10 protein-coding genes are annotated in these 16,798 nt (G+C 68.2%); 7 read left to right on the forward strand and 3 right to left on the reverse strand.

The window, feature by feature from the left end; all coding sequences use genetic code 11:
• Positions 1-19: 19 nt before the first annotated feature.
• Both ocd and AC07O3_RS23290 read right to left on the reverse strand, forming a co-directional pair.
• Positions 20-1,069: an ornithine cyclodeaminase gene (ocd, locus tag AC07O3_RS23285; protein WP_495340442.1), complete on the reverse strand. Its 1,050-nt coding sequence runs from the start codon at positions 1,067-1,069 to the stop codon at positions 20-22.
• A 149-nt stretch (positions 1,070-1,218) separates the two neighbouring features.
• Positions 1,219-2,628 (reverse strand): aminotransferase-like domain-containing protein, encoded by a 1,410-nt coding sequence (locus AC07O3_RS23290; protein ID WP_307615943.1) that lies wholly within the window; start codon positions 2,626-2,628, stop codon positions 1,219-1,221.
• 170 nt (positions 2,629-2,798) lie between these two features.
• Here AC07O3_RS23290 and gabT point away from each other — a divergent pair, with 170 nt between their 5' ends.
• From gabT to AC07O3_RS23325, 7 genes are all read left to right on the forward strand, one after another.
• Positions 2,799-4,091: a 4-aminobutyrate--2-oxoglutarate transaminase gene (gene gabT, locus AC07O3_RS23295; RefSeq protein WP_093056721.1), complete on the forward strand. Its 1,293-nt coding sequence runs from the start codon at positions 2,799-2,801 to the stop codon at positions 4,089-4,091.
• 30 nt (positions 4,092-4,121) lie between these two features.
• Positions 4,122-5,225, forward strand: coding sequence for an ABC transporter ATP-binding protein (locus AC07O3_RS23300; RefSeq protein ID WP_097197911.1), 1,104 nt, complete (start codon positions 4,122-4,124; stop codon positions 5,223-5,225).
• A 61-nt stretch (positions 5,226-5,286) separates the two neighbouring features.
• Positions 5,287-6,315, forward strand: coding sequence for an ABC transporter substrate-binding protein (locus AC07O3_RS23305; protein WP_093056723.1), 1,029 nt, complete (start codon positions 5,287-5,289; stop codon positions 6,313-6,315).
• 30 nt (positions 6,316-6,345) lie between these two features.
• Entirely contained in the window at positions 6,346-7,602 is a 1,257-nt protein-coding gene (locus AC07O3_RS23310) for an ABC transporter permease (protein WP_426390524.1), read from the forward strand.
• Between the two features lie 34 nt (positions 7,603-7,636).
• Positions 7,637-8,455 carry an ABC transporter permease gene (locus AC07O3_RS23315; RefSeq protein WP_093056725.1) on the forward strand — a complete coding sequence of 273 codons (819 nt, stop codon included), beginning with the start codon at positions 7,637-7,639 and terminating at the stop codon, positions 8,453-8,455.
• 15 nt (positions 8,456-8,470) lie between these two features.
• On the forward strand, positions 8,471-9,430 hold the full coding sequence (gene speB / locus AC07O3_RS23320; protein ID WP_093078370.1) for an agmatinase: 960 nt from the start codon (positions 8,471-8,473) through the stop codon (positions 9,428-9,430).
• A 50-nt stretch (positions 9,431-9,480) separates the two neighbouring features.
• The gene (locus tag AC07O3_RS23325; protein ID WP_495340443.1) at positions 9,481-10,959 is read left to right on the forward strand and encodes an NAD-dependent succinate-semialdehyde dehydrogenase; all 1,479 of its coding nucleotides are present in this window, start codon (positions 9,481-9,483) and stop codon (positions 10,957-10,959) included.
• A gap of 40 nt (positions 10,960-10,999) precedes the next feature.
• On the opposite strand, the gene uvrA is transcribed toward AC07O3_RS23325, so the two are convergent.
• Positions 11,000-16,750: an excinuclease ABC subunit UvrA gene (uvrA, locus tag AC07O3_RS23330; RefSeq protein ID WP_495340463.1), complete on the reverse strand. Its 5,751-nt coding sequence runs from the start codon at positions 16,748-16,750 to the stop codon at positions 11,000-11,002.
• Positions 16,751-16,798: the final 48 nt, after the last annotated feature.

The raw sequence follows: 16,798 nt of genomic DNA on the forward strand, positions 1-16,798 counted from the left end.
GCGGTGGTGAAGCCGCCCATCATGCCGCACGCCGCAGCACCGCCCGGCGCCGGCCCGAGGCCGTGAGGCCGAACAAGTCCTTCGGGTCATCGAGCTCGGGCACCAGCGCAATCTGCTGGCCGATGCCGCGCTCCGTGGCAAGGCGCTGGATGTAGCGCAGCGCCGTGTAGTCCTCCAGCGCGAAGCCCACCGAATCGAACAGCGTGACCTGTGCGGGGGTCTCGCGGCCGGACACTTCGCCGAGCAGCACGCGCCACAGCTCGTGCACCGGAAAGTCGGCGGGCATCTGCTGGATCTCGCCCTCGACGCGGGTCTGCGGCTCGTACTCGACGAACACGCGCGCCCTGCGCAGCACGTCGGGGTGCAGTTCGGTCTTGCCGGGCGAATCGCCGCCCACGGCGTTGATGTGCATGCCCGGCTCGATCATGTCCGGCGTGAGCACGGTCGCACGCCCCTGGCAGGCGGTGACGGTGGTGACGATGTCGGCGCCGCGCACCGCATCGGCCACGGAGTGCGCGCGCATGATGTCCAGCGACGTGCAGGCCGACAGGTGGCGCACCAGCTTGTCGGTGGCGTGCGGGTCGGTGTCGAACACGCGCACTTCTTCGATGCCCAATAGCGCATGAAAAGCCAGCGCCTGGAACTCGCTCTGCGAGCCGTTGCCGATCAGCGCGAGGCTGCGCGAATCGGGCCGCGCCAAGGCCTGCGCCGCCATGGCCGAGGTGGCGGCCGTGCGCAACGCGGTGGTGAGCGTGAGCTCCGACAGCAGCACCGGATAGCCCGTATCGACTTCCGCCAGCACGCCGAAAGCCATGACTGTCGGCAGCCCGACCTGCGTGTTGTGCGGATGTCCGTTGACGTACTTGAAGGCATAGGCGCCGTCGTCGGCCACGGGCATCAGCTCGATCACGCCCAGATGCGAATGGCTGGCCACGCGCGCCTTCTTGTCGAACTCGCGCCACCGCAGGAAGTCGTCGCGCAGCGCGTCGGCCAGCGCGGTGAGGAACTGGGGAATGCCGGTCTCGTCCACCAGGCGGACCAGGCTGTGAACATCGATGAAGCGGGTCATGGCGCGGCTCCTTGCGTAGCCCCCGGCACGGCGCTTCATCCCCTCACATGTTCACTCCACCATGGCTGATTCAGGATGCGCCTGCGCCAAGGGTTCGAGCCATTGTGCGCCTGCTTGCTGGCCTTTGCGAGCCCCGGCCCTGCCAGCAGTCAGTCGTGCCTGTGCTCTTCGATGTTGCGCTCAAGAAAGCGCCACAGCCGCTCGTCTTCGCTGAAGGCCACGTTGAACCGGAGCCAGCCGGTGGGATGCGGGTTGACCAGGAACAGCTGGCCCGGGCCGAGCATGATTCCCTCCGCCGCGGCGCGCCGCGAAAGCTCGGCGCTGTCGGCAATGTCCGGGTGCCGGGCCCACAGGTACATGCCGGCCGCGGCTTCATGGAACAGCTCGAAGCCAAGCCCGTCCAGCCGCCTCGCGACGCTGCCTTGCGCCTGCGCGAGCCTGTCGCGCAGGGCCTTGAGATGCTTGCGCCAGCGGCCGTCGGTCACGGTGCCGAAGGCCAGGCGCTCGGTGATGTCGGACGAGGTGAGGCCCGAAACCATCTTGAGCTGCGCCAGTTCTTCGAGCAGTTCCGGCTGGGCAACGACGTAGCCGACGCGGATGTTCGGCGAGATGGTCTTCGAGTAGCTACCCACGTAGACCACGCGGCGCAACTGCCCCAGGCTGGCGAGCGAGGGGCGCATCGATGCGTCCATCTCGGCGTAGATGTCGTTCTCTACCAGCGTGAAGTCGTGCGTCTGGGCCAGCTGGAGCAGTTGCACCAGTTGCGGCAGCGAAGCCATCGAGCAGGTCGGGCTCTGCAGCCGGGGCTGGGTGAAGAAGGCCTTGGGCCGGTGCACCGCGAGCAGCGCCTCGAGCGCGGGCATGTCGTAGCCCGTCGGGGTGCGCGGCACGCCGATGATCTCCACGCCCAGGAAGCGCAGCATGAACATCAGGTTCGGATAACCCGGGTCGTCCACCAGCACCGAATCACCCGGCTTCAGCAGGCGGCGCGCGACCAGGTCCAGCGCCTGGCTGGAACCCTGGGTCAGCAGGACCTGCGCGGCCTCGACCACGATCTGCTGCTCCGACAGCGCCTCGGCCGTTGCCATGCGCAGCGCCATGTGGCCGAAGGGCAGGCCGTAGCCGCCGATGTCGGTGCCTTCGGAGGCCAGGTGGCGCAGGCTGCGGCGCATGCCGTCCTCGAACAGCCAGTCGTGCGGCAGCCAGCCGCAGCCGGGCTTGAGCGGCAGGTTGCGGTTCTCGAAGATCTGCTGCAGATACCAGCGGGCGTCGAAGCGGGGGTCCGGGCGGGGCACGCTGGTGGTGCCGGAGGCGCTGTCTTCGCTGCGCCGCTTGACGAAGAAGCCCGCGTTGGCGCGCGAGACCAGCAGGCCCTGCGCCACCAGCCGGTCGTAGGCCTCGACCACCGTGAAGACACTGACGCCGTGGGCCGCGGCAAAGGCGCGGATCGACGGCAGCTTGCTGTCGGCCTTGAGCTTCTGGGCGCCGATCAGTCCGCGCAGCCCTTCCACGATCTGGCTTACCAGCGGCGTCGGCTGTTCGGGGCGAAGAATGAGCATCGGGGGTGTCTCCGGCAGTCCGGCCTGCACCATATTGAGGAAAGTATGTACAGGATACAAGACCAGTACAGTCTTCCGGGCGATCACTTCCGGTGTACATGGCTGGATCGAATCGCGCGACCTAGAGTGCCGGGATTCCTTCTTCACAGCACCAAAGCACAGGTCGTACCATGCAACGCGAACCCCACCTCAGCAACGCCGCCCTCATGGCCCGGCGCAACGCGGCCGTCGCCCGCGGCGTCGGCCAGGCCCACGAAATCTTCGTCAGCCGGGCCGCCAACGCCGAACTGTGGGACGTCGAGGGCCGCCGCTACATCGACTTCGCCGGCGGCATCGCGGTGCTCAACACCGGCCACTGCCATCCGGAGATCAGCGCCGCCGTCAAGGCGCAGGTAGATCTTTATTCGCACACCTGCTTCCAGGTGGTGGCCTACGAGCCCTATGTGGAGCTGGCCGAGCGCCTGAATGCACTGGCACCGGGCGCGTTCGCGAAGAAGTCGATCTTCCTGAGCACCGGCGCCGAGGCGGTGGAGAACGCCGTCAAGATCGCCCGCGCCCACACCCGGCGCCCCGGCGTCATTGCCTTCACCGGCGGCTACCACGGCCGCACGATGATGACGCTCGGCCTCACCGGCAAGGTGGCTCCCTACAAGATCGGCTTCGGCCCGTTCCCGGGCGAGGTGTTCCATGCGCTGTACCCGAATGCGCTGCACGGCGTGAGCGTGGACGATGCACTGCATTCGGTCGAGCTGCTGTTCAAGAACGACATCGAGCCCGAGCGCGTGGCGGCCTTCATCCTGGAGCCGGTGCAGGGCGAGGGCGGCTTCTACGTGGCGCCCAACGACTTCGTCGAAGGCCTGCGCGCGCTGGCGGACCGCCACGGCATCCTGATCATTGCCGACGAGGTGCAGACCGGCGCGGGCCGCACCGGCACCTGGTTCGCCAGCGAGCAGTGGCCCGTGGCGCCCGACCTGATCACCACCGCCAAGTCGATGGCGGGCGGCTTCCCCATCTCCGGCGTGGTGGGCCGCGCCGAGGTAATGGACGCCCCCGCGCCCGGCGGCCTGGGCGGCACCTATGCCGGCAGCCCCATCGGCTGCGCCGCGGCGCTCGCGGTGCTGAAAGTGTTCGACGACGAGCAACTGCTGGCGCGCAGCCGGGCGCTGGGCGAGCGGCTCACGGCCGGCCTGCGCCGCATCGCGGCCGACGTGCCTGCCATCGGCGACGTGCGCGGGCTCGGCGCCATGGTGGCCGTCGAGCTGTTCGAGCAGGGCGACACGTCGCGCCCCGATGCCGCGCTGACCCGCAAGGTGGTCGCGGAGGCGGCGCGGCGCGGGTTAATCCTGCTGTCATGCGGCACCTACGGCAATGTAATTCGCGTACTGGTGCCGCTCACGGCATCCGACTTGCTTGTGGACGAAGGCCTGGCGCTTCTCGCGGACAGCTTCGCCGCACTGCGCTGATCGACAGATCCTTTCCTTAATTCCTCCTCCATGACAGCAGAACCCTTGGTGCGCTTCCAGCGCGTCCAGAAGACCTACGACGGCGAACACCTGGTGGTGCGCCAGCTCGATCTGGACATTCACCGTGGCGAGTTCCTGAGCCTGCTCGGGCCTTCGGGGTCGGGCAAGACCACCACGCTGATGATGCTGGCGGGCTTCGAATCGCCGACCTCGGGCGAGATCCTGCTCGACGGCAAGCAGATCACCGGCACGCCGCCGCACAAGCGGAACTTCGGCATGGTCTTCCAGAACTACGCGCTGTTCCCGCACCTGAGCGTGGGCCAGAACGTGGCCTATCCGCTGACGGTGCGCAAGGTGCCCAAGGACGAGCAGCAGCGCCGCGTGCAGCGCGCGCTCGACATGGTGCAGTTGCGCGGCATGACCGACCGCCTGCCCGGCCAGCTCTCGGGCGGCCAGCAGCAGCGCGTGGCGCTGGCGCGCGCGCTGGTGTTCGAGCCCCAGCTGGTGCTGATGGACGAGCCGCTCGGCGCGCTCGACAAGCAGTTGCGCGAGCACATGCAGATCGAGCTCAAGGACCTGCACCGCCAGCTGGGCGTGACCTTCGTCTACGTGACGCACGACCAGGGCGAGGCGCTCACCATGAGCGACCGCGTGGCGGTGTTCAACGAAGGCGTGATCCAGCAGCTGGACACGGTCGACCGGCTCTACGAGACGCCTTCCAACCGCTTCGTGGCCGGCTTCGTCGGCGACAACACCGTGCTCAAGGGACAGCTGGGCCAACAGGGCCACAGTGGCGAGCATGCAGAAATGAAGCTGCCCGATGGTCGCGTGCTGCACGGGCTCAACGTCAGCGGCGCTGCCGCGGGCGCGACCGTCGAGGCCTGCATCCGCCCCGAGCGGGTGGTGCTGCACCGCAGTCCGCCCGCGCCGCGCGCCAACATGCTCGCCGCCCAGGTGGCGCGCGTCATCTACTTCGGCGACCACCTGCGGCTGCTGTGCAGCGTCGGCGGCGACCAGGCCGAAGCCACCGTGAAGCTGCCGCTGAACGGCCTCGAAGGTGCCGCCGCGCCGCAGGCCGGCGAAGCGGTGGTGCTCGAATTTCCGACGGCGCATGCGCGCATCTATGCCTCCTGAATCCGGCCAGTTGTTCCCTCGTTTCCTTTCTTTGCTTTCATCACCCAGGAAGACTTCCACCATGAAAAAGACTCTCCTCGCCTGCACCGTCGCCGCCAGCTTCGCACTGCCGGCCTTTGCCCAGCAGCAGCTCACCGTGGTCAACTTCGGCGGCGCCAACGCCAATGCGCAGAAGAAGGCCTACTACGAACCCTTCGAGAAGACCGGCACCAAGATCATCCCGGTCGAATACAACGGCGAGCAGGCCAAGATCAAGGCCATGGTCGAGACGAAGAAGGTCACCTGGGACGTGGTCGAGGTCGAATCGCCCGACGCGGCACGCGGCTGTGACGAGGGCCTGTTCGAGAAGCTCGACTATTCCAAGATCGGCAGCAAGGCCGACTTCCTGCCGGCCGCCGTCACCGACTGCGGCGTGGGCCTCTTCGTGTGGTCGACCGTGATGGCCTACAACGGCGAGAAGCTCAAGACCGCGCCCAGCAGCTGGGCCGATTTCTGGGACGTGAAGAAGATCCCCGGCAAGCGCGGCATGCGCAAGGGCGCGCGCTACAACCTCGAGTTCGCGCTCATGGCCGACGGCGTGAAGCCGGCCGATGTCTACAAGGTGCTCGGCACCAAGGAAGGCGCCGACCGCGCGTTCAAGAAGCTCACCGAACTCAAGCCGAACATCCAGTGGTGGGAAGCCGGCGCGCAGCCGCCGCAGTTCCTGGTGGCCGGCGACGTGGTGCTGACCACCGTCTACAACGGCCGCATCGACGCGGCCAACCGCGAAGGCCGCGACCTCAAGATCTACTGGCCGGGCGGCATCTACGACCTCGACTACCTGGTGATCCCGAAGGGCGCACCGAACAAGGAAGCCTCGCTGAAGTACATCCAGTTCGCGATGCAGCCGGCCAACCAGGCGGTCTATGCCCAGAACATCGCCTACGGCCCCACCAACACCAAGGCGCTGACTTCGCTGAGCAGCAAGGTGCTGGCCGACCTGCCGACCTCGTCGACCAACGCCAAGGATGCGCTGCAGTTCAACGTCGGCTTCTGGGCCGACCAGGGCGAGGCGCTCGAGAAGCGCTTCGCATCCTGGGCCACGCAGTAAACGGGCAAACGAGCGAGCGCGAAAGAGTCCATGCACGCGGCAACGTCTGTCCCCCTGGTTCCAGCAGAAGCGCCGCCCGGCGAACTGCGGCGTGCGCTGGCGCGCGCCGAAGCCCGCCGAAAGTGGCGCGCGTTTGCGCTCACGGTGCCGCTGCTGGTGTTTCTGCTGCTGACGCTGCTGGTGCCCATCGTGGCGCTGCTGCAGCGTGCGGTAGAAAACCCCGAGGTGGCCAACGCGCTGCCGCGCACCGTGCGCGCGCTCGACGGCTGGAACCGCAAGGAGGCGCCCGCGCCGGCGGCCTTTGCAGCCATCGCGGCCGACCTCGGCCAGCTGCCCGACAGCTCCGACGCCGGCGCCCTGGCGCGCCGCCTCAACACCGAGATCGCCGGCGCCCGCTCGCTGGTGATGGGCACCTTCCGTGCGCTGCCGATCGCCGGCACGCCGGAAGAGGTCAAGGCGCGCATGCTGGAGCTCGACCCGCGCTGGGGCGAGGCGCCGTACTGGCAGGCGATTGCCAAGAACGGCTCGCGCTGGACGCCCGACTACCTGCTCGCCTCGGTCGACCTGCGGCGCGACGTGGCCGGCGAGGTCGAGCGCATGCCCGCCGACCAGCGCGCCTTTGCCGGCATCCTGCTGCGCACCTTCCAGATCAGCGCCGTCGTCACCTTCTTCTGCCTGCTGCTGGCCTATCCGCTGGCCTGGTGGCTGTCGACGCTGCCCGCGCGCAAGGCCAACGTGCTGATGATCCTGGTGCTGGTGCCGTTCTGGACTTCCATCCTGGTGCGCGTGGCGGCCTGGATCGTGCTGCTGCAGTCCGAGGGGCTGGTCAACCGGGGCCTCATGGGCATCGGCCTGATCGACCATCCGCTGGCGCTGCTGTTCAACCGCACCGGCGTGATCATCGCGATGGTGCACATCCTGCTGCCCTTCATGATCCTGCCGCTGTACAGCGTCATGAAGAGCGTGCCGCCCACCTACCTGCGCGCGGCCGTCTCGCTGGGCAGCTCGCCGCTGGCGGCCTTCTTCCGCGTGTACGTGCCGCAGACCTACCCGGGCATCGGCGCCGGCGCGCTGCTGGTCTTCATCCTGGCGATCGGCTACTACGTGACGCCGGCGCTGCTCGGCGGCGCGGACGACCAGATGCTGAGCTACTACATCGCGCGCTACACCAACGTCGAAATCAACTGGGGCATGGCGTGCGCGCTGGGCTCCGTGCTGCTGGTCGCCACGCTGATTCTGTATGCCGTGTACCGCCGCATCGGCAAGGCCGAGCTGAGCCTCGGATGAGCCGCACGAAAAGCTGCACGAAAGACAGACGAACATGTTGAAGCTTCCCCAATTCCCGGCCTATGCCACCTTCGCCGACAAGCTCGGCTGGTGGCTGGTGCGCGGCGGCTGTGTCGCGGTGCTGGCCTTCCTGCTGGCGCCGATCCTGGTGGTGATTCCGCTGTCGTTCTCCGACAGCTCGTTCCTGGCCTACCCGATTCCCGGCTGGTCGCTGCGGTGGTATCGCAACCTCTTCGAATCGCCCGAGTGGGCACGCGCGGCGCGCAACAGCTTCATCGTCGCGCCGGCCGCCACGGTGCTGGCCACCGTGCTGGGCACGCTGGCGGCGGTGGGGTTGTCGCGCACGAGCTTCGCCTTCAAGGGCCTGCTCATGAGCGTGCTGATCTCGCCGATGGTGGTGCCGATCGTGGTGGTGGGCGTCGCCACGTATCTCTACTTCGCCCCCATCGGACTGGCCGACACCTACTTCGGGCTGATCGTGGTGCATGCGGCGCTGGGCGCGCCCTTCGTGCTGACCACCGTGCTCGCCACACTGGCCGGCTTCAACCAGAACCTGGTGCGCGCATCGCTGAGCCTGGGGGAGACACCGTTCAGGACCTTCATGCGCGTCACGCTGCCGGTGATTGCGCCGGGCGTGATCTCGGGCGCGCTGTTCGCCTTTGCCACTTCATTCGACGAGGTGGTGGTCACGCTGTTTCTCGCGGGGCCGGACCAGGTCACGCTGCCGCGCCAGATGTTCACCGGCATCCGCGAGAACATCTCGCCCACCATCGCCGCCGTGGCGACGCTGCTGATCATCTTCACCACCACGCTGCTGCTTGCGCTCGAATGGCTGCGCGGCCGGCGGCGTTGAACCCGCACACGCACGATGCCCACCACCACAACACCGAACCAGCCGCTGGGCGGCAACACGATGCCGCGCTTCGCCGGCCCCGGCACGATGATGCGGCTGCCCGCTGCAACGTCTCCGGCAGGGCTGGATGCGGCGTTCATCGGCGTGCCGCTGGACATCGGCACTTCCAACCGGCCGGGCGCGCGCTTCGGGCCGCGCCAGATCCGTGCGGAGTCGGCATTGCTGCGGCCCTACAACATGGCCACCGGCGCGGCGCCTTTCGACAAGCTGAACGTGGCCGACCTGGGCGACGTGCCGATCAACACCTATTCGCTCGAAAAATCGATCGACATCATCTCGGACTTCTACGACACGGTGCTGGCCGCCGGCTGCGCGCCGCTGACGCTGGGCGGCGACCACACCATCGCGTTGCCGATCCTGCGCGCATTGGCGCGCAAGCATGGCCCGGTGGCGCTGGTGCATGTGGATGCGCATGCGGACGTGAACGACGACATGTTCGGCGAGCGCATTGCGCACGGCACACCGTTCCGGCGCGCCGTCGAAGAGGGCCTGCTGGCCTGCGACAAGGTCTGGCAGATCGGCCTGCGCGGCACCGGCTATGCGGCGGACGATTTCGACTGGCCGCGTGAACAGGGCTTCACAGTGGTGCAGGCGCACGAGGTCTGGTACCAGTCGCTGGCGCCGCTGATGGCGCAGGTGCGCGAGCGCATCGGGCCGACGCATCCGGTGTACATCAGCTTCGACATCGACGGCATCGATCCCTCGTTCGCCGGTGGCACCGGCACGCCGGAGATCGGTGGACTCACCGTGCCGCAGGCGCTGGAGATCGTGCGCGGCTGCCGCGGGCTGAACGTGGTGGGCGCCGACCTGGTAGAGGTCAGCCCGCCGTACGACACGAGCGGAAACACTGCGCTGCTCGGGGCCAATCTGCTTTACGAAATGCTCTGCGTGCTTCCGGGCGTACCTTTCCGCTGACACCGGGTGCTTGCACCGGCTACTCATTTCTTTAGAGACAACACGACACCATGGACACGAAGACATCTCCCCTCGCGCTGCTGAACGACCCGACCTTGCTCAAGACCGATGCGCTGATCGCGGGCGAATGGGTTGCGGGCGCGAGCCGCTTCGACGTGAACGACCCGGCCACCGGCCGGAAGCTGGTCGACGTGGCCAACCTCACGCGTACGGATGCCGCGCACGCCATCGCCGCCGCCAACAAGGCGCTCGCCGCCTGGCGCGGCAAGACCGGCAAGGAGCGCAGCATCGTGCTGCGCAAGTGGTTCGACCTGCTGATCGCCAACACCGAAGACCTGGGCCGCCTGATGACCGCCGAGCAGGGCAAGCCTTTTGCCGAGGCCAAGGGCGAGGTCGCCTACGGCGCGAGCTTCATCGAGTGGTTTGCCGAGGAAGCCAAGCGCGTGAACGGCGAGGTGCTGCCGCAGTTCGACAACAACCGCCGCCTGCTGGTGATGAAGCAGCCCATCGGCGTGTGCGCGGCGATCACGCCGTGGAATTTTCCGCTGGCCATGATCACCCGCAAGGTGGCGCCGGCACTGGCCGCGGGCTGCACGGTGGTCATCAAGCCGGCCGAACTCACGCCGCTGACCGCGCTGGCCGCTGCGGAGCTGGCCGTGCGGGCCGGCATTCCGGCGGGCGTGCTCAACGTGCTCACGGCCGACAGCCAGAACAGCATCGCGATCGGCAAGGAGCTGTGCGAGAGCGACGTCGTGCGCCACCTGAGCTTCACGGGCTCCACCGAAGTGGGCCGCATCCTGATGAGCCAGTGCGCACCGACGGTCAAGAAGCTGTCGCTGGAGCTGGGCGGCAACGCGCCTTTTCTGGTGTTCGACGATGCGGATGTGGATTCGGCGGTCGAAGGCGCCATCGCGAGCAAGTACCGCAACGCCGGCCAGACCTGCGTGTGCGCGAACCGGCTGTATGTGCAGGAAGGCATCTATGACGCCTTCGTCGAGAAGTTCGCGGCCAAGGTCAGGGCGCTCAAGGTCGGCAACGGCTTCGAGGACGGCGTGACGCAGGGCCCGCTGATCGAGGATGCGGCCATCGACAAGGTGCAGCGCCATGTGGCCGACGCCATCGCCAAGGGCGGCAAGGTGCTGGCGGGCGGCCACAGGATGCAGGGCCAGTTCTTCGAGCCGACCGTGATTGCCGAGGCCACGCCCGACATGCTGTGCGCACGCGAAGAAACCTTCGGCCCCTTCGCGCCCGTGTTCCGCTTCAAGACCGAGCAGGATGGCATCGACGCGGCAAACAACACCGAGTTCGGCCTCGCGAGCTACTTCTACACACGCGACGTGGGCCGGATCTTTCGCGTGGCGGAAGCGCTGGAATACGGCATGGTCGGCATCAACGCCGGCGTGATCGCCACCGAGCACGTGCCCTTCGGCGGCGTGAAGCAGTCGGGCCTGGGGCGCGAAGGCTCGCACCACGGCATGGACGACTACGTGGAGATCAAGTACCTCTGCCTGGGCGATATCCAGAAATAAGAGGAGGAAGAAGGCGGGGGCAAGCCCCGCCCTGCCCTGTCTATCGCGCCAGCACTGGCGCCAAGGCCACGCCGGTGTGCGTGCCGAGCCGCACCACCTCTTCCGGCGGCGCCGCCGCGACGATGCGCCCGCCGGCGTTGCCGCCCTCGGGCCCGAGGTCGAGGATCCAGTCGGCCTCGGCGATCAGGTCGAGGTCGTGCTCGATCACCACCACGCTGTGGCCGCCGTTCACCAGCCGGTGCAGCACGTGGATCAGCTTCTCGACGTCGGCCATGTGCAGGCCCACGGTCGGCTCGTCGAGCACGTACAGCGTGTGCGGCGCCTTCTGGCCGCGGCGGGTGATGTCGTCGCGCACCTTGCTCAGCTCGGTCACCAGCTTGATGCGCTGCGCCTCGCCGCCCGATAGCGTGGGCGAGGGCTGCCCCAGCGTGAGGTAGCCGAGCCCCACGTCCTTCAGCAGCTGCAGCGGGTGGGCGATGTTGGGCATGCTGGCGAAGAATTCGACGGCCTCGTCGACTTCCATCTTCAGCACGTCGCCGATGCTCTTGCCGCGCCAGCTCACGGCCAGCGTCTCGGGGTTGAAGCGCGCGCCGTGGCACACCTCGCAGGGCACCTTCACGTCGGGCAGGAAGCTCATCTCGATGGTGCGCACGCCCGCACCGTCGCAACCGGGGCAACGACCTTCGCCGGTGTTGAAGCTGAAGCGCGCCGGGCCGTAGCCGCGCGCCTTGGCTTCGAGCGTGTCGGCGAAGAGCTTGCGGATGGTGTCCCAGAAGCCGATGTAGGTGGCCGGGCAGCTGCGCGGCGTCTTGCCGATGGGCGTCTGGTCGACTTCGAGCACGCGGTCGATGGTCTCGTAGCCCTCGACCTTGCTGCAGCCGGCCCAGGCCGGGCGCTTGCCGGCGGCGTCGGCGTCGCGGCCCGCCTTGGTCATGCGCTGCACCACGATGCCATGCACGTTGGCCAGCAGCACGTCGCGCGCCAGCGTCGACTTGCCCGAGCCGCTGACGCCGGTGACCACCACCAGGCGATGCAGCGGCAGCGTGGCGGTCACGTCCTGCAGGTTGTGCAGGTCGGCACCGTGCACGGTGAGCCATTCGCCGTTGTCCGTGGCCTTGGGGTTGGGCGAAGGCACGAGGCGGCGCGCCTGCAGCGGGTGCTTGATGGCATCGCGCAGGTAGCGGCCGGTCTGCGAATCGCCAGCGTTCTGGATGTCGGCCACCGAGCCCTCGGCCACCAGCCGGCCACCACGCTTGCCCGCGCTCGGGCCGATGTCGATGATGTGGTCGGCCCGGCGGATGGTGTCTTCGTCGTGCTCCACCACCACCAGCGTGTTGCCCTTGTCGCCGAGCTTGTGCAGCGCGTCGAGCAGGATCTGGTTGTCGCGCGCGTGCAGGCCGATGGTCGGCTCGTCGAGCACGTAGCACACGCCCTGCAGGTTGCTGCCGAGCTGCGCCGCCAGGCGGATGCGCTGCGCCTCGCCGCCTGAAAGCGTGGGCGCGCCACGGTCGAGCGTGAGGTAGCCCAGGCCCACTTCTTCGAGGAATTCGAGCCGGCTCTTGATCTCGGGCACGAGATCGCGCGCGATCTCCGCTTCGCGGCCCGTGAGCGTCAGCCCCTCGAACCACTGCCGCACCTCGGTCACGCTCATGCGCGCGAGTTCGGTGATGCCGATGCCGCCCGAGCCGTCGGCCGCGGTGCCGAAGCCCACGGCGCGGGCCGTGGCGTTCAGGCGCGTGCCCTCGCAGGTCGGGCAGACCACGTCGGCCAGGTCCTCGACCTCGGGTTCTGCAAAGGTCTGCTCGCGGCCCTTGTTGTCGTCGGCCAGCACGGAGTCGTCGAACACCTTGCGCTGGTCCTTGCTGAGCTTGACGCCCGTGCCCACGCAATCGGGGCACCAGCCGTGCTTGCTGTTGTAGCTGAACAGGCGCGGGTCGAGCTCGGCGTAGCTGGTGCTGCACACCGGGCAGGCGCGCAGCGTGGAGAACACGTTCACGCGGCCGATGCCGGCGGCGGACACGCCCGCCATCATCGCGGCGCGCAGGCCGTCGAGCTGGCTCAGCACGTGCACAACGCCCTTGCCGTGTTCGAGCGCCTTGGTCAGCGCCTCGCGCAGCTCGGTCTCCTTCGATGGCAGCACGTCGAGGCTGGCCACGGGCAGCTCGATGCTGTGCTCCTTGAAGCGGTCGATGCGCGGGAAGCCGGCGGTCGGCAGAAAGTCGCCGTCCACGCGCAGGTGCGTGAAGCCGCGCGGGCGCGCCCAGTCGGCCAGCTCGGTGTACACGCCTTTGCGGTTGCTCACCAGCGGCGCGAGCAGGCCGATGTGCTGGCCCTTGAAGTTGCGCATCAGCTGCGCGGCGATGCTGTCGGGCGTCTGCGGCTGCACGGCCGCGCCGTCGTGAATGCAGTGCTGGATGCCCAGCTTCACGTACAGCAACCGCAGGAAGTGCCACACCTCGGTGGTGGTGCCCACCGTGCTCTTGCGGCCGCCGCGCGACAGGCGCTGCTCGATGGCCACGGTCGGCGGAATGCCGTACACCGCGTCCACCTCGGGCCGGCCTGCCGGCTGCACGATGCTGCGCGCATAGGCGTTGAGCGATTCGAGGTACCGGCGCTGCCCTTCGTTGAAAAGAATGTCGAAGGCCAGCGTCGACTTGCCCGAGCCGCTCACGCCGGTCACCACGCTGAATTTGCCGCGCGGAATGTCGACGCTGAGGTTCTTCAGGTTGTGCTCGCGCGCGTTGACGATCTCGATCGCGTTGCTGCCCGGCGCCGTCTTCGCATTGGCGATGTAGCGGCGCGCGGCGCGCTCGGCCACCTTGTAGGCGTCGGGGCCGATGGCCAGCTCGTAGTCGGCCAGCGCGGCGCCGGTGAGCGAGGCGCGGTTCTCGCGCAGCTGCTCCGGCGTGCCTTCTGCCACCACCTGGCCACCGCCCTCGCCGCCTTCGGGGCCGAGGTCGATGAGCCAGTCGCTCGCGCGGATCACGTCGAGGTTGTGCTCGATGACGATCAGCGAATGGCCGGCGTCGAGCAGCTTGCGCAGCGCGCGCATCAGCCGCGCGATGTCGTCGAAGTGCAGGCCGGTGGTCGGCTCGTCGAACAGGAAGAGCGTGCCCTTGCGCGCCACCGACTGCTTGCTCGAGGTCGCGTTCTTGGCAGCCTCGGCCAGGAAACCCGCGAGCTTCAGGCGCTGCGCCTCGCCGCCGCTCAGCGTGGGCACGGGCTGGCCGAGCTTGACGTAGTCCAGGCCCACGTCGGAAATCGGCTGCAGCACGCGCAGCACGTCGCGGTCGGCCTCGAACACGGTGGCCGCTTCGGCCACGGTGAGGTCGAGCACGTCGGCCACGTTGTAGCTCTTGCCCTTGCGCTCCACGCGCACTTCGAGGATTTCGGGGCGATAGCGCTTGCCGTCGCAATCGGGGCAGCGCAGGTACACGTCGGACAGGAACTGCATCTCGACGTGCTCGAAACCCGAGCCGCCGCAGGTCGGGCAGCGCCCGTCGCCGGAGTTGAAGCTGAACTTGCTCGCGGTGTAGCCGCGCTGGCGCGACAGCGCCGCGGTGGCGAAGATCTCGCGGATGGCATCCCACGCGCCCACGTAGCTCGCGGGGTTGGAACGCGCGGTCTTGCCGATGGGCGACTGGTCGACGAACACCACGTCGCCCAGGTGGTCGGCGCCGAGCATGCGGTCGTGCGCGCCGGGTGTTTCGGTGGCCTTGCCGAAGTGGCGCATCAGCGCGGGCGCCAGCACGTCCTGTATCAGCGTGGACTTGCCCGAGCCGCTGACGCCGGTAACGCACACCAGGCGCGCCAGCGGGAACTCGACCGCGATGTTCTTCAGGTTGTGCTCGCGCACGCCTTCGAGGATGAGCCGGTGCGTGTTCTCGCTCACGAGCCGCTTGAAGCCCATGCCGATCTTCTTGCGCCCGCCCAGGTACTGGCCGGTGAGCGTGTCGGCGTCGCGCAGCTGGTCGGTGGTGCCGTCGAACACGATCTGCCCGCCGCGCGCGCCGGGGCCGGGGCCCATGTCGATCACGCGGTCGGCGGCGAGCATCACGGCCGGGTCGTGCTCGACCACCACCAGCGTGTTGCCGGCGTCGCGCAGGCGCAGCATGGCCTCGGTGATGCGGTTCATGTCGCGCGGGTGCAGGCCGATGCTGGGCTCGTCGAGCACGAACAGCGTGTTGACCAGCGAGGTGCCGAGCGCCGTCGTGAGGTTGATGCGCTGCACTTCGCCGCCGCTCAGCGTGCGGCTCTGGCGGTCGAGCGTGAGGTAGCCGATGCCGACGTCGTGCAGGTAGCGCAGGCGCGTGGTGATTTCTTCGAACAGCAGCTTCAGCGCCTGCGTTTCGCCTTCGCTCACCGTGTGGCCGTTGCCGTGGTGCTCGACGCGGTCGAAGAGCCTGCGCAGCCGCTCGATGGGCAGCAGCATCAGGTCATGCAGGCACAGGCCCGGCAGGGCTTCGAGCTGCGCGCGCGTCCACTTGGCGCCCGTGGGCATGAAGCGCTTTTCGGGCGGCAGCACGGCGTCGGCGTCTTCCTTGCTGCCGATGCGCCACAGCAGGCTGTCGAGCTTCAGGCGCGCGCCGCTGCAGGTGGGGCATGGCGTGTAGCTGCGGTATTTGGACAAGAGCACGCGGATGTGCATCTTGTAGGCCTTGCTCTCCAGGTAGCCGAAAAAGCGCCGCACGCCGTACCACTGCTTGTTCCAGTTGCCTTCCTTGTAGTTGGGCGTGCCTTCGATCACCCAGTGCTTCTGCTCGTCGGTGAGCTTGTTCCAGGGGGTGTCGCGCGGGATGCCGGCGGTTTCGGCGTGGCGCATGAGGTCGTCCTGCGCTTCCTTCCAGGCGGGCGTCTGGATGGTCTTGATGGCGCCGGCTCGCAGCGTGAGCTTGTCGTTCGGAATCACCAGGCCCAGGTCGACGCCGATCACGCGGCCGAAGCCGCGGCAGGTTTCGCAGGCGCCCACGGCCGAGTTGAACGAGAACATCGACGGGATGGGGTCGGCGTAGCGGATGTCGCTTTCGGGGCAATGCAGGCCGGTCGAGAACTTCCACACGTCCGTCGGCGCGTTTTCCTCTGAACCGGTGGCATGCACGGTGACGCGCCCGCTGCCGCGCTTGAGCGCCACCTCGATGGCCTCGACCACGCGCGAACGCTCGGCGCTCGAGGCGCGGAAGCGGTCGGCCACCACGTCGAGCACCTTGCGCGGCCCGGTGGGCGTGGCCACCTCGCGCTCGGCCTGCACGCGCGTGAAGCCGCTGGCCGACAGCCACTGCGTGACTTCCTCGGCCGTGGTGCTCGCGGGCAGCTCGACCGGGAAGGTGACGACAAGGCGCGGATCGCCCGCCGCGGCCGCGCGCTCGACGATCTGCGCGTAGATGCTGTCGGGCGAATCGTGGCGCACCGGCAGCGCAGTTTCGCGGTCGAACAGGTTGGCCGCGCGCGCGAAGAGCAGCTTCAGGTGGTCGTTCAGCTCGGTCATCGTGCCGACCGTGGAGCGCGAGGAGCGCACCGGGTTGGTCTGGTCGATGGCGATGGCGGGCGGCACGCCCTCCACCTTGTCGACGGCCGGCTTGTCCATGCGGTCCAGGAACTGGCGGGCGTAGGCGGAGAAGGTCTCCACGTAGCGCCGCTGGCCTTCGGCGTAGAGGGTGTCGAAAACGAGGCTGGACTTGCCCGAGCCGCTGGGCCCGGTGACCACCGTCATCTCGCCGGTGCGGATGTCGAGGTCGAGGTTCTGGAGGTTGTGCTGGCGCGCGCCGCGAATCCGGATGGAGCCCTGTGTCATGAGTGCCTTGGGGGGTGGGGCAAACATTCTAGGGAGTGCTCCATGACG

The sequence above is a fragment of the Variovorax sp. GW821-FHT09D05 genome (assembly GCF_059416325.1).

Bases quoted from the DNA above. Each gene is read 5' to 3' on its own strand.
- ocd (WP_495340442.1), bottom strand. From the start codon at position 1,069: ATGACCCGCTTCATCGATGTTCACAGCCTGGTCCGCCTGGTGGACGAG.
- AC07O3_RS23290 (WP_307615943.1), bottom strand. From the start codon at position 2,628: ATGCTCATTCTTCGCCCCGAACAGCCGACGCCGCTGGTAAGCCAGATC.
- gabT (WP_093056721.1), top strand. From the start codon at position 2,799: ATGCAACGCGAACCCCACCTCAGCAACGCCGCCCTCATGGCCCGGCGC.
- AC07O3_RS23300 (WP_097197911.1), top strand. From the start codon at position 4,122: ATGACAGCAGAACCCTTGGTGCGCTTCCAGCGCGTCCAGAAGACCTAC.
- AC07O3_RS23305 (WP_093056723.1), top strand. From the start codon at position 5,287: ATGAAAAAGACTCTCCTCGCCTGCACCGTCGCCGCCAGCTTCGCACTG.
- AC07O3_RS23310 (WP_426390524.1), top strand. From the start codon at position 6,346: ATGCACGCGGCAACGTCTGTCCCCCTGGTTCCAGCAGAAGCGCCGCCC.
- AC07O3_RS23315 (WP_093056725.1), top strand. From the start codon at position 7,637: ATGTTGAAGCTTCCCCAATTCCCGGCCTATGCCACCTTCGCCGACAAG.
- speB (WP_093078370.1), top strand. From the start codon at position 8,471: ATGCCCACCACCACAACACCGAACCAGCCGCTGGGCGGCAACACGATG.
- AC07O3_RS23325 (WP_495340443.1), top strand. From the start codon at position 9,481: ATGGACACGAAGACATCTCCCCTCGCGCTGCTGAACGACCCGACCTTG.
- uvrA (WP_495340463.1), bottom strand. From the start codon at position 16,750: ATGACACAGGGCTCCATCCGGATTCGCGGCGCGCGCCAGCACAACCTC.